This is a genomic window from Njordella calcicola (assembly GCF_056494125.1).
This window is the reverse complement of record NZ_CM151396.1, coordinates 3718628-3742239: the sequence shown is the minus strand read 5'-3', so window position 1 is coordinate 3742239 and position 23612 is coordinate 3718628. Positions and strand designations below refer to the sequence as shown.

Genomic DNA, 23612 nt, shown 5'->3' with positions numbered 1-23612 from the left:
AAAAGGAGCTTCGCTTCTCGTTTACCGGTACTCGTCGTGACCCTGTGAAGAAGGAACTTGAATCAATGTTCGAAACCGCCGTTTATGATACGAAGTCCTATGACCGGGAATACCTAGCGCGTGCCCCCGGCGTGGAACGCATTGCGTGGCAATTTCATGAGTTCCGGCTCAGTGCGGAAACGGCTCACGCTGCCAAAGGCTCAAAGGCAGTGTGCATCTTCGTCAACGATCACGCTGACCGTGCATGCCTGGAAGTGCTGGCGTCACTGGAAGTGAAGCTGATCGCCTTACGCTGTGCCGGCCACAACAACGTTGATCTGGCCGCAGCCCGTGCGCTCGGCTTGGCCGTTGTGCGTGTTCCGGCGTATTCGCCCCACGCGGTAGCCGAGCACACCGTCGGGCTACTGCTTACGCTCAACCGTAAAATCCATCGGGCTTACAATCGCGTTCGAGAACTAAACTTCTCGCTAAACGGACTCGTAGGGTTCGACATCCGAGGGAAGACTGTCGGCATCATCGGCACGGGCAAGATCGGCCGGATCGCTTCACAGATTTTTCGCGGTTTCGAGGCCAATGTCGTGGCTTACGATCCATTTCCGATGCACGATTGGGCCAACGCCCACAGCATCCACTACTGCGACTTCGACACCCTGCTGGCGGCGAGCGACATACTCTCGCTGCACCTGCCGCTCCTGCCAGAAACGCTCCATCTACTAAACGAACAGTCGATTGCTCGAACAAAGCCGGGCGTATTCATCCTAAACACCAGCCGTGGCAAGTTGATCGACACCACCGCGCTGATCGCTGCCTTGAAATCGGGCCACATTGGCGGCGTGGCGTTAGATGTTTACGAGGAGGAGGAAGGCATCTTCTTTCAAGATCTCTCTGGGCAAGTTCTGCTGGATGACGAACTATCGCACCTACTCATTTTCCCCAACGTTCTGATCACATCGCATCAGGCTTTTCTTACCCATGAAGCACTCAGCGAAATCGCTCGCGTGACGACCGCGAACATCCTCAAACTCGAAACCCGCGAACCATTCTTGGAGGGGACCACGCTATGACATCACAAGTTCAACTTGATGCATTCGATCTGCCACCGGTTAGCGGTTAATTCACATGACTCACATGGGACGAATCAAGATCGCAGTTCTCGGCGCGGGCAATATAGGCACTGCTATGGCTCATGTTCTGGCCTGCAAAGGCCACGAGGTGTCGATTTGGGATTTTTTTCCCGAAGTCGTGACGGACATCCGACTGCACCGCAAAAACAGTCGCTTCTTGCCCAGGGTCTGTCTGCATGATGGAGTCTGTGCCACGTCCGACGCGGGCGAGTGTGTCACGGATGCGGCACTTGTCGTGATCGGCGTGCCGTCACTTTTCATTTCTTCGACACTGGCTCCGGTCGTGCCCGCGTTAATGAATAGTGCAGTCCTACTGAACCTCGCAAAAGGTTTTGCACCGCAGACGAGGCAACTGCCGTCGTTTCTGATGGGCCGCCTAGCACCGGGCCATTCCTGCGTGCATTTGGCCGGGCCAGCCATCGCCAACGAACTTGCACGCGGGCTTCCCGCAGCGGTCGTGCTGGCGGCGAAAGATGATCGCATAGCCGAGCGTGTAGCGAGTTGGCTGGCTGGGCCGACTCTCCTCGTCTCCACCACCACCGATGTGACGGGCGCTGCGATTGGGGGCATCCTCAAAAACGTCTATGCCATCCTCCTCGGTTGTCTCGAAACACTGACTGGCGGCGCGCGAAATCTCGAAGCCGCTGCACTGAACGCCAGCATCCATGAGATGGCCACCATCGCACGCGCCCACGGCGGTCAGGAAAGTACGCTCTATGGACTCGCCGGGCTGGGTGATCTGGTGGCGACGGGATTTTCGCGCGACAGCCACAATCGCAGGTTCGGGCAAAGTCTCGCCTCGGGAAAAATGGCCGCAGAGATTGCGGAGGAGATGCGAGTTCTGCCAGAGGGTGTCCGAACCGCGACTGCGGCGTGCGGGCTCGCTCGCGCCGGAAAGGTGCGCGCACCTCTAGCGAGATTGGTTAGCCGTTGGATCGACGGGGTGCCGCCATCGATCGACGGTTTGATTCGCGTATTGCGAACCGCGCAGAGGACTCAATGACCGCCACCGATCTCATCCTTGCCGCCGGACCAGTTCTGCTACTCGTCTATTGGATGACGAAGAGGGCTCCGATGCCTTCCGCCAAAGCTCTGCCGCTCGCGGCAATTGTGGCCTATGGTGTCAGACTCGTGTGGTTTGGCACCGATGCTAACCTCGTGAATGCCTCGGTAGTGGCAGGTTTGCTGGTGGCGCTGACGCCGATTCTCATCGTGTGGGGTGCCATCTTTTTGTTCCAAACGATGGAACACTGCGGAGCGATGGACACAATCCGTCAGTGGTTCAATCATCTCTCCAGCAACCGCGTCGCGCAAGTCGTCATCATCGGTTGGTCGTTTCAATTTCTCATCGAAGGAGCTAGTGGCTTCGGAACACCCGCTGCACTGGCCGGGCCATTGCTGGTGGGCATTGGTTTTCCGCCGCTGCAAGTGGCGATGGCCTGCCTCATCCTCAACAGCGTCCCGGTCTCATTCGGCGCAGTAGGCACGCCGACGTGGTTCGGATTCGCGCAGCTCGGATTAAGTGTGGAGGAATTACGCGCTGTGTCGTGGAAAACGGCGATCATCCATAGCGCCGCCGCCGGCGTCGTCCCGCTGCTGGCCTTTCGCTTGTTACTAAGTTGGCAGGAGATTTGGCGCAATCTCGTTTTCATTTACCTCGCACTGGCCGCTAGCGTGGTGCCCATGTTCTTGCTCGCGCTGGTGGACGATGAATTTCCCGCCGTCGCGGGTGGACTGATCGGATTGCTTGTCACCGTTTGGATGGCCCATCATCGCATCGGCCTCGCTCGCGAGGTTGAGGCGGCGGCAACTTCCGAAGCGACTCCGACTGCACGCGCAGTTGTGAATGCGTTCTTCCCACTGTGGGCCACCGTGCTCGTGCTGCTCGCAACGCGCATTCCTGCACTCGGCTTGCGCGATCTGCTCACCGCTGCGGTTCCGGCCTGGGATTTCCCTCTCGGCAGCCTTGGCAGCTTTTCCATCAGTCAGGCCCTGGTACTGAATCTGCGAGGTATCTTTGGCACGGATACGGACTGGACGCACCAGGTCCTCTACGTGCCTTCGCTGATTCCATTTATCCTGGTTTCAGTCGTATCCTGGTGCGTCCTCGCCGCGCCAGCGGGCACCGCAAGAAAGGTGTGGCAGGAATCAGCCGCACAAATTGGCAATCCAATTCTCGCCCTACTCGGCGCATTGGTCTTTGTGCAGATGCTAACGGTCGGTGGAGACAAGTCATCCGTGGTACTAATCGGCCATTCGCTGGCCGCGGCCACAGGCGAATGGTGGCAGTATCTGGCTGCCTTTCTCGGAGCCATCGGCAGCTTCTTCTCCGGTTCATGCACGGTCTCGAATTTAACTTTCGGACCGATCCAAGATTCTATCGCCACACGCATGGGACTCGATCGCACAACCATCCTTGCGCTGCAATCAGTTGGCGGCGCGATGGGCAACATGGTCGCTATTCACAACATTGTGGCCGTTTGTTCCGTGCTCAACCTAGGAAACCGAGAGGGAGAAATACTCAAGCAGACTATCGGACCGATGCTGCTCTATGGGGCCATCGCCGCCGCGATGGCAGTGATTTTATGAACGAAGCGATCGCCGAGATCGCTTGCATGACGACGACGAATATTCTTGAGCTGGAAAAGAGCCAGCCATTTCTGAAAGGAACTGAGTTATGACGATACGAGTTGGAATCAACGGTTTTGGACGCATCGGACGCCAGGTTTTGAAGGCGATCCGCGATAATCATTCGAACGAACTGGAAGTTGTCGCTCTCAATGACATCGGCGACCTCAAAACCATGGCCCACCTGCTAAAGTACGATTCGAACTATGGCCGTTTCGATGGTTCGGTTGAAGTTGAAGGTGATTCACTCGTCATTGATGGCAGGAAGGTCAGGGTTTTCAAAGAGGTAGACCCGACGGCAATTCCCTGGGGCGAGCTCGGTGTGGGCATTGTGATTGAATCCACGGGGTTATTCACAATCAAGGAAGACGGTGTGAACAAGAAAGGAAAGACCGTCAAGGGCGCTGTCAGTCACATCAAAAGCGGCGCGAAGAAAGTCATCATCACGGCTCCCGCGGAAGGCGAAGACCTGACCATCGTGCTGGGGGTGAACGAAGACATGTACGACCCAGAGACGCATCATGTCGTTTCCAATGCGTCCTGCACCACCACATGCCTCGCACCAGCCGCAAAAGTCGTTCACGACGCGTTCATCATCAAACGCGGCTTCATGACGACCATTCACGCCTACACCAACGATCAAAAAATTCTTGATCTGCCTCATTCCGACTTGCGCCGTGCGCGGGCTGCCGCGATGAGCATCATACCGACGACGACTGGCGCGGCAAAAGCCATCTCATTGGTCATCCCGAGTCTCAAGGGAAAGTTTGATGGTTACGCCCTACGAGTTCCGATCTCGACTGTTTCCATCGTGGATTTTACGGTTGAACTTGAAAGAGAAACCACCACCGAGGAACTTCGGGCTCTCTTCCGCGCCGCGGCAAAAGAGCCTCGCTTCAAAGGTATTTTGCAAGCTGTCGACGAGCCGCTTGTTAGCATCGATTACAAAGGCGATCCGCACTCTTCCTCGATTGACCTGCAATTTACGATGGCTCTGGGAAAGGACAAAAGTAACTTCGTTAAAGTCGTCACTTGGTATGACAACGAATGGGGCTACTCCTGCCGCACGGCTGATCTCGCCGCGTTGATGGCCAAGTCCTTGTAGTCCGTTCAAAGGTTATGCTTTTGAGTTTACTCCAGGGCTACCAACGTTCACGCACCCCTATTCCAGCAGCAACGCAGTGATCTGGGTATGGTGGATTCCACTATGCCGGAATGGTTTACGATCTGATTTCACGCGATCGGTTAGCATCGCATAATTCATAACTTGAGATGAGGCGGGTGCTTTCCAACGAATCCTTTTTATTTTCGGCTGGCAATCCCGTGGTTGCTACATTTTGATCCAACTATCAATGAAATCAGGTTGTTCTGAGGATGGAGATTTTTTCTCTCACGAAACCGGATGACTTTCATCTGCACGTGCGCGATCATGATCTGTTAAAAATGGTTGTGCCCGCCAGCGCGGTGCGTTTCGCTCGGGCGATCATCATGCCCAATCTGCAACCATCAATCACTACGATGGAGCTTGCTCGACAGTATCGTGGCCGCATCCTTGAAGCAGTCCCAAGCGGGATCAGCTTTCAGCCACTGATGACGTTGTTTCTGACCGAAGAAACTTCGCCGGCCGAGATCGCTGCGGCTAAAGCAAGTGGTTTCGTGCATGGTGTGAAGTGGTACCCTGCCGGAGCAACAACAAATTCAGAGCACGGTGTCCGCGAAATCACTTTTTGTTTTCAAGCTTTAGAAGCGATGGAAAAGCTTGGACTACCATTATTGGTACACGCCGAAACCACAGATCCCGGAGTCGACGTTTTTGATCGTGAAGCCGTTTTTATCGACCGCCATCTTGGGCCCTTGGTAAGTCGATTTCCCGGATTACGAGTCGTGGTCGAGCATGTCACTTCTCTACAGGCTGTGCAGTTTGTACAAGACTCTTCGAATCTAGTAGGTGCAACGATCACGGCTCATCATCTTTTGCTCAATCGCAATGCGATTTTTGAAGGCGGCTTGCGACCGCATAACTATTGTCGACCGGTTCTCAAACGAGAGCGGCATCGGTTAGCGCTGATTGAAGCGGCCACTAGCGGGCATCCCAGGTTTTTCCTTGGTACCGACAGTGCGCCTCATCGTCGTCGCGACAAAGAGTCACCCTGCGGTTGTGCTGGAATTTACACCGCCCACGCAGCAATCGAACTCTATGCGGAGGTATTCGAACAGGTCCAAGCACTGGATCGACTGGAGGCCTTCGCCAGCTTCCACGGTGCTGATTTCTACGGTTTGCCCCGCAACCAAGAGCGTATTGCGTTGGTCAAAATGCCATGGCGAGCGCCGTCATCCATCCCCTTTGAAGACGATTTCGTGATCCCCTTTCGTGCCGATGAAGACATCCCATGGCAGTTGGCCGAATCTAATACCAAGTGAATAGTTGCATCACTTAAAACTCAAACAACTTTGATGTATGTCGTATCGACGACACCATTTATGCAATCACCACGATGTCGTAACAAAACATGAACACACAACACTTTTACAAGCGAATTTTGGTAGCAACCGATTTTTCAGAGCCCGCCGAAGCGGCATTGAAGCAAGCAGTTTGGCTCGCTCGCAGGACTGGTGGCTCGGTCACTTTAGCCCATGTATTGCAGACGCAATATAATCCAGCAACAGTCGAGCCTGACCCCAAAATGGACATGTTGATCGACTTATGGGCCAACGAAGGTGAATCACCAGAAGATCTCGAAATGGCGGCGAGGAAGGACACCGACATCCAATTGCGCCGACTGATTGGGAAAATTGCCGGATCGATCGACGTTCAGACAAAGGTGTATCTTGGCTGTTCGTTCGCAGAGATAGTGTATGCTGTTGATAAAGAGGGATATGACCTTGTCCTTGTAGGCACACGAGGTCTAGCGCCCTGGGAAGAGTTCTTGGTCGGCAGTACAGCGAAGCGGCTGGTCCGAAAGTGTCCTTCATCGGTCTGGATCGTGAAATCCGAACATGTAGGTCAGCCGAAAGTAGTAATGGCCGCAACGGACTTCTCGGATGTCAGTCTTAATGCTGCGACGCAGGGATTGTGGTTAGCACAACACGCCGAAGCAGAGTTTCATTTGTTACACGTTGTCGATTCGAATGATGTTCCTGTCGATGCAATTTGCAGGATTCCAAAAGGAAGCTCACTGCAACAAGAAATCAATGAAGAAGCAACGAAGCGAATGAATGCTTTTTTGGACTCGCTATCCGTCGATCGGACTCGCATTCAAGTGCATTTGGCCTGGGGAACGCCATGGAAGGAAATTCGGCGAGTCGCTAAGCATCAAGGAGTGGACCTTGTCGTGATGGGGACCGTTGGACGCAGTGGCATTCAAGGATTATTCCTTGGCAACACGGCGGAAAAAGTTCTCGACACCTGTGATTGCAGCATGCTAACCGTAAAACCAGATGGATTCGTTTGCCCGCTTACACGTGAGCTCGAAGGGCAAGAAACCTCTCAGTGATTCCGGGGAATTCGATATGAATGAATCAATTGGTTTTAGGCGAATTTTAGTAGCGACAGATTTCTCTTCCTTTGCCGAGGGTGCATTGCGGCAGGCGATTTGGCTCGCTCGTCTCAATGGTGCGAAAATTGTCTTGGCTCACTCGTTGCCAGACCTGAAAACAGTTGCCCATCGAGCTTCGTACAAAGCGAGAATGGACTTGCTGGAGGGCGAGGGAAAACTTTTTGAGAGTGAGGTACGTCAACAGTCGGATGCCAAGTTGCAGCAATTGATTGCAAGCGTGAAAGCAGCGGATTTGGACATACGGTATGAAACACTCTTGGGTGATCCGTTTGTCGAATTGATTCATGCGGTTCAATCGGAGGAATACGATCTGGTTTTGGCTGGTGCACGCGGTTTATCGGCCTGGGAACTCTTCTTGCTGGGGAGTACTGCCAGTCGTTTGGTTCGAAAATGCCCGGCCAGCGTGTGGGTGGTGAAATCACAACACATAGGTCAGCCTAAAGTGGTGTTGGCGGCAACCGATTTTTCTGAAATCAGTTGGAAAGCTGTCCGACATGGACACTGGATTGCACAACAGGCCAAGGCAGCGTTTCATTTGCTGCACGTTATCGATGAACGAGACACACCCATTGAGATCGCAGCGAATGCGATTCGCAAGGAGATCAACCAAGCTGTGGAAAAGCGCCTGAGTCATGCTTTAGACTCAATGCGAATCGACCGCACACAGATCCAGATTCATTTGTCTTTGGGAACACCGTGGAAGGAGGTCTGCCGACTTTCGCAGCACCTCAATGTGGATCTTGTTGCGATGGGAACAGTCGGACGCAGTGGCATCCAGGGGCTTCTCTTGGGCAATACAGCGGACAAAGTGCTTCGTACCTGTGATTGCAGTATTCTCACTCTGAAACCAGACAACTTCGTCTCGCCCATCGATCCGGCATTCTGGTCATTGCACCCCAGTCCGCAGTGCAACGACCAATGATCACACTCGCACGGTGAACCATTCTCCGAGATTCGGTCACCAATGGTCACCTGTATAGAACTGCGCGGATTGCCAGCAATACAACTCCGGTAGCAGGTAAAACGCGGATTAAAAAACTATTAAGGAAAAACTCCTGGTGGACGATTGATCAAAAATCCGATGACTAACCAGACTTTGGAGTTGTGTTGATATTGAAAGTCCGATGTGAATGGTAATCCCAGTCCAATGGAAAGCTGCAAGTGCTTTTTTTCTAATTTTCCTGTATTCGTCCTCAACTGTTCGCGGGCAATTTGATGACGATACTGGAATGTGGCTGGCGGTTTTCGGCAATGACGATCTGAAGCTCGTGGAGAACCAAGAACTCAAACTGAAGTGGTGGTTTGATAGCCAATTGCGATTTTTCGATGACAATGAAGGACTACAGCAAACCCTCTTACGACCTGGCATTGGAATCGATTTAGGCGAAAGCAAAAGTTTCTGGTCGGGGTACGCATGGATTCATAATTCACCAATTGGCAGCGAGAGTGTTGACGAACATCGATTATGGCAACAGTGGATGTGGACGCCAAAACACGACTTGATGAGTTACGTTGTCCGGCTTCGGTTTGAACAGCGCAATGTGGAAACGGGAGACGAAGTAGGACTCCGATGGCGACAGTTCATCCGTGCGCAACGTAGTTTGGAATCATTTCCAAATCTTAGCATCGTCACGTGGGATGAAATGTTTTTTCATTTGAATGATACTGACTGGGGCGCAGATACCGGCTTCGATCAAAACCGGTTATTTATCGGTATCGGAATCAAGAATCAGTTCTCAAGTCGAGGTCGGCTAGAAATCGGCTATCTCAACCAAGCAATTAATACCATCGGTCCTGAGAATCGAGTAAACCACATCCTATCCCTCAATTATTTTTACTGAGGCAACAGCGTTGCATCGTAGGTCGCGTACTTGTAGAGATCGCCTAGCGTTGGATAGTTAAAGCAGATATTTTCAAACAAATCAACTGTTGCGCCTAATGTCATAACGATTAGTCCGAGATGGATCACTTCGGTTGCCTGTTCACCCATCACGTGAACCCCCAACAACTTCTTACTGTCTCGGTGTATGAGTAACTTCAGAAAACCGACATGATCACCGATAATGGCTCCGCGCGGTATGTCCGAGTATCGGCAGCGGCCGACAAGATATGGTGTTCCCTTTTCGACTAATGCTTCCTCGGTCTCCCCGACGAAACTTGCTTCAGGGATCGTGTAAACCCCGGTGGGCAATAGAGCAGAAAGTCCTGTCGACTTTGTTACTCCAAACGCATGTGCGATTGCCAAGCGAGCTTGTTCGATCCCCGTCGCGGCCAGCGCGGGTGCACCAATTACATCCCCGGCAGCGTAAATGTGCATCACTTCGGTTGATTGGTAGTTCGGCCCTACCTGGATAAGCCCGCGTGGTCCGAGAGTAAGTCCGGCGGCAGCAACGTTGAGTTCGTCGGTATTGCTGCTTCTGCCCGCGCACACGAGTACGCCGTCACATTCGAGCATTTCTCCTGACGAGAGCTTGACAATCACGTTTCCAGGTCGTGATGTATCGCATTCCAATACATTTGCTTTCCAGTGAAACCGAATACCATTCTCGGTCATAGCGGCGACAAGAGCATGAGAAATCTCGCGGTCGAGAAACGGCAATAAGGCATTGCGTCCATCGACCAGATTGACCTCTGAACCCAAGGCTGAAAAAGTCCCGGCGTATTCGCAGCCGATTACGCCAGCACCGATAATCACCAGTTTCTTTGGCAAAGCTTTCAATTCAAGAAGCTCATTCGAGTCGTGAATTCGATCATCATCGAAATGGAACTCGGGAGGTCTTAGCGGCGAGGAGCCTGTGGCGATCAAGATTTTTTCGCCGTGGAAAATTGCATCAACGCCACTGGTTAGGGCAATGCGGACCGAATGAGAGTCAGCAAAGCTTGCGTTGCCGTAGACTGTGGAAACTCCTCGGAAAGCCAGTTGGCCTTCCGCGCGTTTACGTTCCTGCAACTTAACTTGCTTTTCATGGCACATGAAATCGGTAACCGTCGTCTCGCGTCTCACCGACAAATCGATTCCTAAAAGTTTTCGAGATCTCCCCCCTGAGAGTAACAGTGCGGTTTCACGAAGGGTTTTGCTTGGAATTGTTCCCGTATTAATACCTGCTCCACCCACTACACGCTCTTTCTCTATCAACAGCACTCTTTTGCCAAGAATTCCTGCCGCAATGGCACCGCTGATACCAACCGGGCCACCTCCGATTACGATCAGATCGTAGTGCGTCGAATCGAGATTAGAAGAATGAGAACGATTCATATGAATTTCGAATTCCGACGAGTAGAAGGGGGACAACAAGCAATCGCTATTCGATAGCCGATTCAACAGGAATGACCGCGACCGGACATTCGGCCCTTCGAAGCACGCGTTCCGATGTTGTTCCTCGAAGTCCATCCAAAAAGCGGTCGGGACCGTCCGTCGTCATGACGATCAAATCTGCTTCGATGTCCTCTGCTACTTGAAGTATTGAATCTGTTCGCTCACCTTCGACACGAACTCTATTCCAAGCCCACCCCCCATTGAGTGGATGCTGAACAAACGGCATCGTCTCGGATTGTCCGACATGCAACAAGGTAACACTCCCAAACTCAATATCTAAATTGTGGATTAACTGCTGTACAAAACGAACACCCTCTTCTGCACGCGGTTTTTTGACAATTGGGATCAGAATGTTTCGCAATGCAATAGAGCCGTCCGCTTTAGAAACGAAACCATTTTTCCCAACAGGGATAAATAGCGTGCTTTGCTTGGAACCAGCCGAGATCCGCTCGCCAACGAGAGGTTCTAGCCATCGAACAATCCCCTCACGTTGATGAACCGACAGGACAATCAGATCGACATCATTTACATCGAAAAAATCCAAGCATGCTTGAACGGGTGACCGGCAAGACGCGATGATTTTGCTAACGTCAAGTCCGAGATGTTCGAGATGTGCGTCCGAACTTCCTGCCGGTAAGACTTTCCATCGCTGGAGTGTCTCATGGATACTTGGGAATTGATCCCACTCAGCTTCGTTTTTTGAATCGACATGCATCAACTGGAACATGGCCTTGCTTTTCAAGGCGATCATTAACGCATGTGCGAACGCAATCTCGCTTGCTGGCGTAAAATCCGACGGGTAAAAGACCCGTTCGAATCCGGGAGCTTTACTCATGATTAATTTGAAAATCCCAGTTGGTATTGAATGACGATGACAATTTCCCAAGATCCTACGATTCGTTTTCCCGCCGACAACTACTCGCTTGATGTGATCCGTTCCGTAGATCCGGCGTCATGATCGGAGATGTAATCGACCTTCAAGTCGATATGTTTGCGCGATTGCCAAAGTGTCACGTCTTCAAACGCATTCGTTGCGCATCGTGACGATGACACTCGGGTTACTGCAAAAGACGATCTAACTTGGATCTTCAATCGAAGTCGAACATTTTCCCCCAAAACGATTCCTTTCTTTTCCCGGAGGGAGGGTGGTCTCGATAGTCGTCGTCGCTTTCGTTTCGAAGGGGTTCTCTTTGGTTTTGCAGCGGCATCTCACGGTTGTTAATAGATTGATGTGCTGTTCGCCCCGATCTTGGCTGTTCAGTTTCATCGTAAGCTCCTGTGTTAGCGTCTCGTGATTGTCGGTCCGACTGCTGAACAAACTTGTCCAACTCCCCACGATCCAGCCAGACTCCACGGCACTGCGGACAGTAATCGATCTCAATTCCTTGTCTTTCGGACATAAGCAGATCGACCTCTTTGCAGCTTGGACACTTCATCGTAGGAACCTTTCCAATAAGCTATAATTGGGATATGACCGACTGTAAAACCGCTATTCAGGATTGTACGGTATTTCGATACAATAGGTTGGAGGGTTTTGCAAAATGCGCAGTATTCATTGCTTTGGGATACAGAACCTGCCGCTTCTAGATCATCTCTAAGCCTGCCATGCTTGTTCGATCGTTCAAGGATTTGGTACGTTTGACATTCGTTATCAAAGTGCGGGCAGCGCTATTCGTGACACTTGCGAGTAGCCCGTCTGATCCTTTCTCTTCAACTAAGATCATTGGTGGGCGTGCTACGTCAACTACAACCCGAATGGACTTGTCCATTCCCTTTTTGGACCAAGTCCTGAATCGAGTGAAACTCGACTCGATTTTTTCGTGCCCGACAACCATTTCGTCCAACAACCATTTCGTCCGACAAGGAAGATAGGAGGCAATTCAAAGCTTCTGGGTCAATCGGGCACGATGAAAAGCACGGCTTCGATACCTAACTCCGCGAAAACTTTAACGGATCATGAAACCCTGGCGTCCCCGTTATGATATTATCATCGTGTCAACACCTCGGTTCTAACCACCCAATCGAAGAGATCAAACAAGATGACGAATCCGACCATTTCTCGAAGAAATCTAATGGCGACCGCTGCATCAGCAAGCGTAGCAAGTTCGTTTCTTTTGAGCCATCAGGCCTTAGCTCAAGAACCTCCTCATATCGATTTTTCAAAATTGAGTCCGAAGGAGGCCCTAGCTGAACTATTCGAAGGCAACAAGCGATTTGTGGCGGGGCAAGTGCGCGCTCCGCGACGTGACATCGAGAGATTGAAGGAAGTAGAACCAAGCCAGAAACCATTCGCAGCCATTTTAGGCTGCGCAGATTCTCGGGTTCCGGTCGAAATCGTTTTTGACCAAGGTTTCGGTGACTTGTTCGTAACTCGTATCGCAGGCAATGTTGCATCCACGGAAAATATCGCAAGCTTGGAATTTGGAACCGAGGTTCTCGGGGCAAAAGTAATACTAGTTCTGGGACATACCAATTGTGGAGCTGTAGTCGCGACTGCGAGTGCCAAATCCGTACCGGGACAAGTCAGCGCACTATACCAGCATATCCGTCCTGCAATTCGGAATGCAAAAGGGGATATCGAAAAGGCGATTTACGAGAATGTAAAATTGCAGGCACAGACGCTTTCGGAAGCGTCGACTGTACTTGGTCAGCGACTCGCTAAAGGTGAGCTTGTCATGGCTAGTGGAGCGTTTGATTTGAAAACTGGCATTGTACACACCGTCGAGGTTTCGATTGCTCCAACTTAGTAGATGCCTAAACTTTAATCATGCGAATGTTTGACTATTGAATTGCAATCCTCGCGGAGCGTTACCGTTCGATCCAGCCCTACTGGGTCATCTTTTCGCAAGTCGTTGAGGTTCCAAACCATGCTCACCCTGTCCCTTGACCATATAAGAGCCTATCCGAAGCTGATCGAAATGCTACCAATAGTCACCGTCGTAGGGGCATGCAAGGCCATTCAACGTTTGGCAAAATCCTATCCTCAGCAGTAAAAGTAGTCCTATCATGACGTGGTCCTGGAAACTCGGTGAAATTCGTGGCATCGCAGTGTATGTGCATGCTACTTTTTTGATTTTAATTGGCTTTATCATTCTAAGTCACTGGTCAGCAGGACATAGCGTGGGAAAGAGCCTGGAAGGTATAGGCTTCATTGTCGCATTGTTCGGATGCGTATTGCTTCATGAGTTCGGCCATGCATTGATGGCAGCCCGATATGGAATCAAGACACGAGACATCACGTTACTACCCATTGGCGGCGTCGCTCGCCTAGAACGAATGCCAGAGGAACCGCTTCAAGAGCTGTGGGTGGCCCTGGCTGGACCAGCCATGAACGTAGGCATTGCGGCAGTGCTCTATGCTTGGCTCCAGTTCACTTCTGGATTCACGCCGCTTGAGCAACTCAGTGTGACAAGCGGATCATTTATCCAAAGGCTTATGGTGGTCAATGTGTTCATGATCGTGTTTAACATGCTTCCAGCGTTTCCTATGGATGGTGGTCGCGTGTTGCGAGCTATCCTAGCAACTCGCCTCGAATACTCGCGCGCTACACAAATTGCCGCCAGCGTCGGTCAGGCAATGGCCTTGCTTTTCGCATTCATCGGTTTCTTTGGAAATCCGTTCTTGTTGTTTATTGCGCTATTCGTCTGGATTGGTGCGGCTCAAGAAGCGAGCATGGCGCAAATGAAATCGTCACTCGGGGGCATCCCCGTTTTGCGGGCGATGATCACGGACTTTCATACCCTATCGGCAAGCGACCCACTCTCACTGGCTGTGGAGAAGGTATTGGGTGGTTCGCAGCAAGATTTTCCAGTAATGGACAATGGGAATGTGGTCGGGATACTGACGCAACAGGATTTGTTGGTTGGTTTGTCGCGTAATGGACAACAAGCAACAGTTGGTCAGTCGATGCAGCAAACTTTTGAGACGGTTGAAGCTACCGAGATGCTGGAAACCGCATTTCGTCGTTTTCAAAATTGTCAATGTCATACCCTGCCGGTGCTTCGGCGAGGCGAATTGGTAGGTTTAGTCACGATGGACAATGTTGGCGAATTCGTTGCCATTCAGGCCGCAATCGAAACGCGCAAAATATCTCCTGGGTAGTGATAACCCAGTGGCAAGTGATAAAGGTGATCTGGTGGGAGCCGCGGCCAGACGATGTTGGGTAGTGGTGGCGGCGCACCGATAACCACAGGTTCATCCGGTGGAGGCAGCCAAGGCCAATCCTCGGGCCACCATGGTGGACGTGGGTCCGGGGCTTCCTCTAGGTTCCTTCGTCGTCTCCTCCGGGACTAATTCTGGGACATACCAATTGCGGAGCGGTAGTCGCGACTGCGAGTGCCAAATCCGTACCGGGACAAGTCAGCGCACTATACCAGCATATCCGTCCTGCAATTCGGAATGCAAAAGGGGATATCGAAAAGGCGATTTACGAGAATGTAAAATTGCAGGCACAGACGCTTTCGGAAGCGTCGACTGTACTTGGTCAGCGACTCGCTAAAGGTGAGCTTGTCATGGCTAGTGGAGCGTTTGATTTCGAAACTGGCATTCTACACAACGTCGAAGTTTCGATTACTCAAACTTGGCAGATTTTTAATTTTGCTACAGTGGCTAGCATTTGATCTGAAGGGTTTTACCCGGATTTCAATTCTGTCGTGGCGTGACCGATCGGTTCAGCGCTACTGGATTGGCTTTTCAAAAATGGGGTTGTTCATTTTTTGCCTGGGTTTTAGCTGCTATTCGCCTGGTTCGTTGGAGAAATTTTTTTGCGATCAACCACCACGCTCGCGAACGATCTGACGTTTCACGTTCTTGGGCTAGGATCGAATTTCATCTGTCTTGCTTGTAGTAAGAACAAGGAAGAGCTTTTGCCAATAAAATCACCCCCAGAAAGACCCGGAAGATAATCGTTCCAACGGCGAGCGATCGACATGCGGAAGGTGGCAAAGTCGATGATGCATTTGCTAGCAACTGCATGCGTAAGGCGGGAAATCCCGGACTCACACCCAAATCGATTGATTGATCGACAATTTTACGATTCGCGGACAAATTTCATGTGTGGGACCACACTCAGGCGGGATTTGTTTGCCGAAGCAAAACGATTGAAGGCTAGCTAATAGGCCAGAGCACGGTGGGGGGTTAGGTAAGCTGTACACATTGCTCTGAATCTAACCAATTTTACAATCGTGCTGGGTCGATAACGATACTCTGTTACCGAGAAGAAATGGCTGCCGTGCTTTTAATTTCCGATGGATATGGGCCCTGCGATGATAGCGGTAGAAAAGTTATGCAGTAGTTCGCCCCGCCGTTATTGCTGGCTCATTTGCACACTTGCTTGCCGAACATCCTTGTGCTTGATCGCCGTGACGGGAGCGGGTTGTCAGACTCCGCACATTCTCTCGCTCGCAAGATCTCCTAAATCGGACTCGCATATTGTTAATGGCGAGTTGAGACAGACAAACAATTCTGACCGCGTGACGACAGAGAAAACGAAGCCATCGCAAATTTTATACTCGACGCCAGTTCACCTAAGTAGCTACGAACTCCCATCTAACCAGCAAGAAGATCAGTTGTCGATTGAGCAACGGCCAATCATCCGAGAGGCGGTTCCCGCGATTTTAGATATGAAAGATTCGATCGATCAGGAACAAACCAATCGGGACACCGGTAATCAGGCAGCGATAGAAAATGCAGACCCGGGCAACTTGCAATTGAATGCGACTCTACCTGTCCCGCAGCAAGAGGTTAAAATATCGTTCAATCAGCTAATGCTTGAAAGTCTGAATAGTCATCCAGCAATCCGAATTGAGCTTGAAAGGCTGCAGCAAGCGAGAGCAGACTTCTGGACCAGTAGCTTGAAGCCGAATCCGGAACTCGATACCGCGACCTCACTCTTCCCTTTAACGCACCCCTTTACCGAAGATCGACAAGGTGGGCCGCCGCAGTTTGACATCGCACTCGCCTATCCAATCGACTGGTTTCTATTTGGCAAACGGGCTGCGGCTATGCGAGCAGCGAACTTAAGTATTCACGTTTCACAAGCTGAATTTGAAAATATGCTCCGTTTGCGAGTCGCGGAGACGGCATTGGCCTATTACGATGCTCTGGAAGCAAAAGACTTAAGAGAATTGGCAGAAACAAACGTTGAGACTTTTCGCAGGGTCTTGCAAGCAACTGAGCAAGCGATTGCAGATGGCGGTAGGCCCGCTATCGACGGCAAGCGAATTTCGCTCGATCTAATCACCGCCGAACAAGCGCTCAACTCCGCGAAGGCAGTTGAGAAATCTACGCTTGCAAGGCTCAAGGTTTATCTGGGCGACTCAATCGGCATACAATCGATTGAAGTCGAAGGAACCCTCGAAGTCGATGATTTCTTCCAGAGCTTAACTCTTGACGAAGCGATGATCGTCGCGCGTCAAAATCGGCCAGATCTAATCTCACTACGTCGGCAGATATCGCAGGCGGATGCCGAGGTACGCAAAGAGATGCGTTTAGCAAAGCCCGATGTTATACCAGCACTTGGTTACACGCGACAGTTTCAGGAAAGAGCAATCGGGTTTCCTGATGTCAACGCATGGGGAGCAGGAGTAAATATGACTCTGCCTCTGCACGATCGCAATCAGGGAAACATCGCCAAAGCCGCTTCGGTGCGTCGCTCGATCAGCCATCAACTTCAATTGGCCGATCTAGAACTGGAAGCTGAAATCTCCGAAGCCATCGCAGAACTAGATGCTGCCAAGTTGAACGCGCAGTCAATCGAGTCGGAGCAACAAAAAATAGCGGACGAAGTTCTGGAAAGTATCGAAATCGCTTATCGCAATGGTGGACGACCACTGATCGATTTACTCGACGCTCAGAGAAATTTCCGTGAAATCAATGCGAGAGCGGTCACTGCAAAGGCCGCGTACTGGCGGGCGCTGTATCGATACTTGGCATCGATCGGACAAACCAGTTCTGTACCGATTGCAACGCAGCCTTGACGAATTGATTTAGTTTTCTTCCTGCTTCCGGGACAGACAAGAATTTCGTGGAAACCTTCACTGCACAAACAAATGAATACCAAGTCTGAAACAGAATCACAGCCTACCAAAAAAGGAGGTTTTTCTTGGAAAACGTTAAGCTCTTTTGCTCAACTGTTGATATCAGTACTTCTGGTTGTGTCTGCGTTGGTATGGATGGTTCTGCATCCGACAAAGCCAGAGGAGCGGAAGCCGCAAACAGATGATTCTGCCAGCCTAGTCGATCTGACAAATGAAGGATTGATTCGAGTGCCAATGGATACGCCGCTTGGCAAGCGATTGACGCGGTTTGCCGTTGCAAAATCTGAAACAACTGAACCGTTGATTCGGACCACAGGAATGGTCATCGCGAGTCGACGTCCTGGAACCGGTGGACAATCCGACTTCTGGCAGTTTAGTAGCGAAGAATTGTTGACCAACTATGCCGATTGGGATCGTGCTCGTACGGATGCTGAGTTCAACCGAGTTGTAGCCAATCAGGTACAGGCATTGGGTGACGCAACGGAGAATGGTTTAAGAATAGCAATCGAACGCATGGAAAAGCTTGTAAGAACAGGCACTGAAACGACGCGTGATCTAGAAGGGCTTAAAACTCAGTTGATTCAGTCGCAACTCCAGACTAAGAAGGATTTGTACGAAGCTGAAGCCGCCATTCGAATTGCAAAAAAAAGCCTTGATACACTCGGACTTAAATTGGCACGATTTGGCTTGGAACCGGATTGGCTACAAAACGCAACTTCCGACATGGATGTGATAGCGATCGAGGTTCCAGAGGGGGTACTCAATCGAGTGCAGCATGAACAAACCGCAGAAGCCAAGTTCTACGGATTGCCTGAAGTTGCGTTTACTGGGCAGGTTCATTCCGTTTCTCCCGTCCTCTCAACAGAGCAACGCACTTTGCGCGTGATTGTAGTGCTACATGACCCGGACGACCGATTGCGACCGGGAATGTATGCCAATGTTGGATTGGGAACCGACAAAAGGAATGTGACAAAATTACCAGCATCGAGCGTAATTCACATAGGTGACCACGACTATGTGTTGCAGGTTGTCAATTTGCCGAATCAGGGAAACGACCCGGGTGACTCTTCAAGTGTTTACCTAAAGCCGATCGCGATTCAGATCAAAGGAAGTGACATAGACTCGGTGGAGATCGAAAATGTCATGGACGAAGGTTCTGAGATTATCGGCGACCATACAATTTTATTGAAGCCACTAGTGGTTCGCGTCCTGAAGCGATTATCAGTCATTTCAGGCAAGCAAACTGACCAACAATGATTGCAAGGAGCGAAATAGATGTTATCCGGTGCAATTCTTTGGTCGATTCAAAAACGTTGGCTAGTTGTCGCCACGAGTCTGCTGATTTGTTTTGCGGGACTCTGGGCCTTCTTTCAGCAACCGATCGACGCATACCCCGATATCTCTGCCGAAGTAGTGCAGGTCATCACGGTATTTCCCGGCCGCGCGACAGAAGAGGTTGAGCGTCAGGTTACCGTTCCTATCGAAATCGCCGTGCGTAGTGTCCCAGGTGTGGAAACAGTTCGCTCTCGCACTATATTTGGACTTTCGGTAGTGCAGCTCATTTTTAAGGAGGGAATCGAAAGCTACTGGGCTCGACAGCGCGTTCTGGAAAACTTGAATGCAGTGGAGTTGCCCGAAGGAGCTTCGGCGGAGCTTGGTCCGCTCGCAACTGCCTACGGCGAAGTGTATCGCTATGAATTGCGAAGCGACGGTTCGCACGACCTCATGTCCTTGCGCGAACTGAATGACTGGGTCGTTATACCGCGTATTTTCCGCGCGCAGGGTGTAGCCGAGGTGACAAATTTCGGAGGACTTGCAAAACAGTATGCTGTTGAGATCACGCCCGAACAACTGAAACGCTTTAATTTGACGTTCGATGACATTATTCAATCAGTGGTGACGAACAACTCCGTCGCTGGTGGGAGTGTGTTACGACGTGGCGGAATGTCGTTTGTGATACGCGGTACTGGTGCCATTCAATCGGCTAACGAGATCGGAAACATCTTCGTGAAATCGCTTGGTGGGAGCCCGATCTATCTTCGAGATCTGGGAACTGTCAAGCTGAGCTATGCTACGCAAACAGGCATCTACAGCAAGGATGATCGGTCCGAGTCGGTCGAGGGGATCGTACTGATGCGACGCGGCGAGAATCCTTCGATGGTATTGTCGGCGGTTAAGAAAGCTATCGATGAACTGAATAATGACATTCTACCAGAGGGGGTGACCGTCGACCCATTTTACAATCGTCAATATCTTGTTGATAGTACGCTAAATACGGTATCCCACAGCGTTTCACTCGGCATCCTTCTCGTGTTGCTGGTACTCTTGCTATTCCTTGGACGGCCATCGATGGCGATCCTAGTAGCTTTCACGATTCCGTTCTCGCTGCTGTTTGCGCTGGTCCTAATGTATTTCACGAATATCCCTATAGGGTTGTTGTCTATCGGGGCAATCGATTTTGGAATCATTGTCGACGGCGCTATTATCATGGCTGAGCATATTGCTACACGACTTGGATGGAAAAATCGCAAGCAAATCTCGACGATTGAAGCGATTGGGAAAAGTGCAATCGAAGTTTCGATGCCCGTATTCTTCGCTGTATTGATGGTGATCGTTGCGTACCTTCCACTGCTCTCACTGCAAAGCATTGAAGGCTTGCTATTCCGGCCTATGGCACTGACTATGGTTTATGCACTGATTGGAGCACTTCTTTTTGCTCTATTTGCAGTGCCTGCGTTAATCGCCATCGTTTTCCGCAATGGCTATGAGGAGATTCGCAATCCAGTCTTGGAGTTGATGACTTGGACTTACGGATGGATCGTTCGATTTCTACTCAATGCGCGCTGGTTGACGATGGCGGTGGCGATTATCGCAGTCCTATTTGTATCGTTCCGGATAGTTCCTAAGGTAGGCTTTGAGTTCCTTCCTTACATGGACGAGGGGGTTATTTGGGTGCGAGCCAATTTCCCGGAAGGTACGGCATTGGAACAGACGAACGAATATGCTGCTCGAATTCGGGAAATTGTCCTCGAGTATCCCGATATCCAATTCGTTTCTTGCCAAGCGGGTAGAAATGATTCGGGCACCGATCCTTTTCCGCCAAGTCGACTAGAGACCATGATTGGACCGAAGCCAATCGATCATTGGCAACAGTTCGATACAAAGCAGGAAATGATTGCAGCCTTAGGTAAAAGGCTGAGAACTGAGTTCCCGACGACTCGTTTTAATTTCACTCAGCCGATCATCGATAGCGTTACGGAAGATACGAATGGTACATCTGCGAATCTCGCGATTGAGATTTCTGGTCCTGATCCGATCCAACTCCAAGCTCTAGGGGAGAGCGCCCTCGAACTGCTCAAGTCAGTACCGGGAGCCGTCGATGCGAGTATCGAGCAAGAAGGCCCGCAACCGCAACTTATCATTTCCCCGGACCGCACACGCTGTGCACAGTTTAACGTTCGAATCGAAGATGTCGCCTCGTTGATCAACACTGCAATCGGTGCTCAGCCGATAGGGATGCTATTCGAAGGCGAGCGACGTTTCGATATTGTTGCAAAGTTCGACAAGGTCAACATAAGTTCAACCCAATCCATCGCTCGCTTGCCTGTGTTTACCGAAACAGGAAATCCTATACCGTTAGGTCAGGTTGCCACCATTGAAGTACGCGATGGTCAAACGATCGTCGCTAGGCAAGATGGGCGCAGGCGACTGACGGTTCGCTGTGATATTGTCGGTCGCGATCAGGGCAGCTTCGTCAAGGAAGCGCAGGCACGATTCAACAGTCAAATGAAAATTCCAGAGGACTATGATATCGCATGGTTGGGAATGTTCGAGAACCTTTCGCGAGCTCAGCAGCACTTTGCATTTGTTATGCCTGCTACGGTATTGCTGATCTACTTGCTTTTGCTCGCAACCTTTCGATCGCAAAAGGCCGCATTGCTGCTGCTATCTTCGGTGCCATTTGCCTTTGTGGGGGCAATCCTAGGTCTTTATTTTAGAGGGATGAACTTGAATGTCTCAACGGCTGTGGGTTTCGCAGCACTTTTTGGCGTTTCGATCATGAACGGAGTGTTGATGCTTCGGTCGATTGCTGAACAACAAAATCTAGGTCTAGCGCTTCGTGAATCTGTCGTTCAAGGTGCCAAGAATTGCTTACGACCAATCCTGCTGGCTTCTCTCGTCGCTATTTTGGGGCTACTGCCTGCCTCTCTTGCCCACGGCTTAGGATCAGATGTCCAGCGGCCGCTTGCGACTGTGATTGTTTGGGGGCTAGCTAGCGCGGCGGTACTATCTCTCTTCGTAGTTCCGGTGCTTTACGAACTCATTGCGCCCAGAATTAAGCTTTCGAGCGTGCACGAGCAAGCCGAGCATTCGCTATAATGGCCCTTTTGATTGATTCGCAAGAGCTTGACGCGATACTGCCCTCTCAATCGGACGACGGCTGAGTAAGTGAGCTGCTGGAACCGGGTGTTACTTCAAGGCTTACGATTTAGGTGGCAGTCCAGCGATTTAGTATTTTCAGAGTATTTCTACTTATGTCAAACCCTTTGCTTCTCCCAGAAATCCGTCAGATGCTTGTCGAGAATGACAAGGCAGGTTTGGCCGGAATCATTGCTGAACTGCATCCCGCCAGCGTTGCCGATTTCGCGGAGGGCCTGAACGCCGAAGAGGTCTGGGCGTTGCTAAGCCACGGCGATGAGATGCGTCAAGCAGAAATTTTTCCATTCTTCAGCGCGGAGAAGGAGAAGGAACTGATTCACGGCGTAGGCCGGGAAAAAATGTCCAAGTTGCTTGAAGCCATGCCCCATGACGACCGGGTTGACCTGCTAAAGCGATGCGATTCCAGTACTGTCGAAAGTCTTCTGCCTCTGATTGCAAAGGCCGAACGAGAGGACATTCGGCGATTACTGAAGTTTCCAGAGCGTCAGGCCGGTTCGGTGATGACCACAGATTACGCGGCCTTGCATCCGGATATAACCGTGCAAGATGCGCTTTCTAAGCTTAAGGAACAGGCTCCTGATAAGGAAACAATCTATTACGTCTACGTGATCGATAACCAACGTAAACTGATCGGGTTTGTATCACTACGCGATTTGATTCTTGCCGATCAAAACGATCTCATTCGCGATATCATGCGTGAGGATGTGGTGCGAGTTCGCGCGGATCAAGACCGCGAAGAAGTCTCACGTATGATGGCGAGGTACGACTTTCTCGCAATGCCGGTCGTTGATGATCAAGATCAGATGATTGGCATTATCACTTTTGATGATGCGATTGACGTGTTGGAAGAGGAGGCCTCTGAGGACATTGCCCGTCAAGGTGCGACGGAACCACTTAAAGAAGCCTACTTCTCAGTTTCTGTATTTGCATTGCTGCGCAGTCGAGTCGTCTGGCTTTTCATGCTAGCCGTGGCCGCGACACTCACTGTGAATGTTTTGAGCGCATTCGAGGAGACCCTGGAGCAGGTTGTGACTCTCTCCCTTTTTATTCCACTGTTGATTGGTGTAGGGGGCAATGCAGGAGCTCAGTCTGCCACGACGATTGTTCGCGGACTTGCGACGAACGAAGTCGAAGTCGCAGATCTGTTTCGTGTGATTCTGCGAGAAGCTAGAGTTGGGTTTTTGTTAGGATTTACGCTCGCAAGCTTCGCACTCGTGGTGGTTTGGCTGCTGTTCGATAGTGACATGGCTTTGATTTTGTCGCTGTCACTCATTGCCATTTGCACACTCTCTTCATTCGTTGGAGCTACGATGCCAATACTTGCGAGTCGAGTAGGTGTTGATCCAGCAGTCGTGAGTGCACCCTTTGTCACAACGATCGTTGATGCTTCTGGCCTCCTGGTCTATTTCGCTATCGCCCAGGCTGTACTCGGGATTTGATAAGGACTTTCAGGCTGCATAACCCTTTTTCTGAGAGATTTCGGCGGCAGTTGTTATGCAGCCTGACCGAT

General features: G+C 50.9%; 18 protein-coding genes. 15 read left to right on the top strand and 3 right to left on the bottom strand.

Annotation, left to right across the window (positions count from 1 at the left end):
* Window positions 1-65: 65 nt before the first annotated feature.
* The 8 genes from SH302x_RS14460 (at window position 66) to SH302x_RS14425 (ending at window position 9150) form a co-directional block, all read left to right on the top strand.
* Window positions 66-1064, top strand: a complete 999-nt coding sequence (locus SH302x_RS14460) for a 2-hydroxyacid dehydrogenase (RefSeq protein WP_479363114.1) — start codon at window positions 66-68, stop codon at window positions 1062-1064.
* Between the two features lie 55 nt (window positions 1065-1119).
* Entirely contained in the window at window positions 1120-2127 is a 1008-nt protein-coding gene (locus tag SH302x_RS14455; protein ID WP_479363113.1) for an NAD(P)H-dependent glycerol-3-phosphate dehydrogenase, read from the top strand.
* A complete protein-coding gene (locus SH302x_RS14450; RefSeq protein WP_479363112.1) occupies window positions 2124-3713 on the top strand; it encodes an L-lactate permease in 1590 nt (529 codons plus the stop codon). Before SH302x_RS14455 ends, SH302x_RS14450 begins: the two co-directional genes overlap by 4 nt.
* 88 nt (window positions 3714-3801) lie before the next feature.
* Entirely contained in the window at window positions 3802-4857 is a 1056-nt protein-coding gene (gene gap, locus SH302x_RS14445; RefSeq protein WP_479363111.1) for a type I glyceraldehyde-3-phosphate dehydrogenase, read from the top strand.
* 269 nt (window positions 4858-5126) lie between these two features.
* On the top strand, window positions 5127-6173 hold the full coding sequence (pyrC, locus tag SH302x_RS14440; protein ID WP_479363110.1) for a dihydroorotase: 1047 nt from the start codon (window positions 5127-5129) through the stop codon (window positions 6171-6173).
* 89 nt (window positions 6174-6262) lie between these two features.
* Window positions 6263-7246, top strand: coding sequence for a universal stress protein (locus tag SH302x_RS14435; protein WP_479363109.1), 984 nt, complete (start codon window positions 6263-6265; stop codon window positions 7244-7246).
* Window positions 7247-7262: 16 nt separating this feature from the next.
* Window positions 7263-8231 (top strand): universal stress protein, encoded by a 969-nt coding sequence (locus SH302x_RS14430; RefSeq protein WP_479363108.1) that lies wholly within the window; start codon window positions 7263-7265, stop codon window positions 8229-8231.
* 208 nt (window positions 8232-8439) lie between these two features.
* Window positions 8440-9150 (top strand): DUF2490 domain-containing protein, encoded by a 711-nt coding sequence (locus tag SH302x_RS14425; protein WP_479363107.1) that lies wholly within the window; start codon window positions 8440-8442, stop codon window positions 9148-9150.
* Here SH302x_RS14425 and sthA read toward each other — a convergent pair.
* From sthA to SH302x_RS14410, 3 genes are all read right to left on the bottom strand, one after another.
* Window positions 9144-10565 (bottom strand): Si-specific NAD(P)(+) transhydrogenase, encoded by a 1422-nt coding sequence (sthA, locus tag SH302x_RS14420; RefSeq protein ID WP_479363106.1) that lies wholly within the window; start codon window positions 10563-10565, stop codon window positions 9144-9146. The genes SH302x_RS14425 and sthA overlap by 7 nt on opposite strands.
* A gap of 46 nt (window positions 10566-10611) precedes the next feature.
* The gene (locus SH302x_RS14415) at window positions 10612-11460 is read right to left on the bottom strand and encodes a universal stress protein (RefSeq protein WP_479363105.1); all 849 of its coding nucleotides are present in this window, start codon (window positions 11458-11460) and stop codon (window positions 10612-10614) included.
* Window positions 11461-11713: 253 nt separating this feature from the next.
* Window positions 11714-12061, bottom strand: coding sequence for a TFIIB-type zinc ribbon-containing protein (locus tag SH302x_RS14410; protein ID WP_479363104.1), 348 nt, complete (start codon window positions 12059-12061; stop codon window positions 11714-11716).
* Between the two features lie 678 nt (window positions 12062-12739).
* On the opposite strand from SH302x_RS14410, the gene SH302x_RS14405 reads away from it, so the two are divergent.
* The 7 genes from SH302x_RS14405 to mgtE all read left to right on the top strand — a co-directional run bounded on the left by SH302x_RS14405 (window position 12740) and on the right by mgtE (window position 23541).
* Window positions 12740-13372, top strand: a complete 633-nt coding sequence (locus SH302x_RS14405; RefSeq protein WP_479363103.1) for a carbonic anhydrase — start codon at window positions 12740-12742, stop codon at window positions 13370-13372.
* 259 nt (window positions 13373-13631) lie between these two features.
* Complete coding sequence (locus SH302x_RS14400) at window positions 13632-14726, top strand: site-2 protease family protein (RefSeq protein WP_479363102.1); 1095 nt, start codon at window positions 13632-13634, stop codon at window positions 14724-14726.
* Between the two features lie 191 nt (window positions 14727-14917).
* The gene (locus tag SH302x_RS14395) at window positions 14918-15244 is read left to right on the top strand and encodes a carbonic anhydrase (RefSeq protein ID WP_479369271.1); all 327 of its coding nucleotides are present in this window, start codon (window positions 14918-14920) and stop codon (window positions 15242-15244) included.
* An 852-nt stretch (window positions 15245-16096) separates the two neighbouring features.
* Window positions 16097-17602, top strand: a complete 1506-nt coding sequence (locus tag SH302x_RS14390; RefSeq protein WP_479363101.1) for a TolC family protein — start codon at window positions 16097-16099, stop codon at window positions 17600-17602.
* A gap of 72 nt (window positions 17603-17674) precedes the next feature.
* The gene (locus tag SH302x_RS14385) at window positions 17675-18919 is read left to right on the top strand and encodes an efflux RND transporter periplasmic adaptor subunit (protein ID WP_479363100.1); all 1245 of its coding nucleotides are present in this window, start codon (window positions 17675-17677) and stop codon (window positions 18917-18919) included.
* 18 nt (window positions 18920-18937) lie between these two features.
* A complete protein-coding gene (locus SH302x_RS14380; RefSeq protein WP_479363099.1) occupies window positions 18938-22042 on the top strand; it encodes an efflux RND transporter permease subunit in 3105 nt (1034 codons plus the stop codon).
* A gap of 191 nt (window positions 22043-22233) precedes the next feature.
* Window positions 22234-23541 (top strand): magnesium transporter, encoded by a 1308-nt coding sequence (mgtE, locus tag SH302x_RS14375; protein ID WP_479363098.1) that lies wholly within the window; start codon window positions 22234-22236, stop codon window positions 23539-23541.
* Window positions 23542-23612 lie beyond the last annotated feature (71 nt).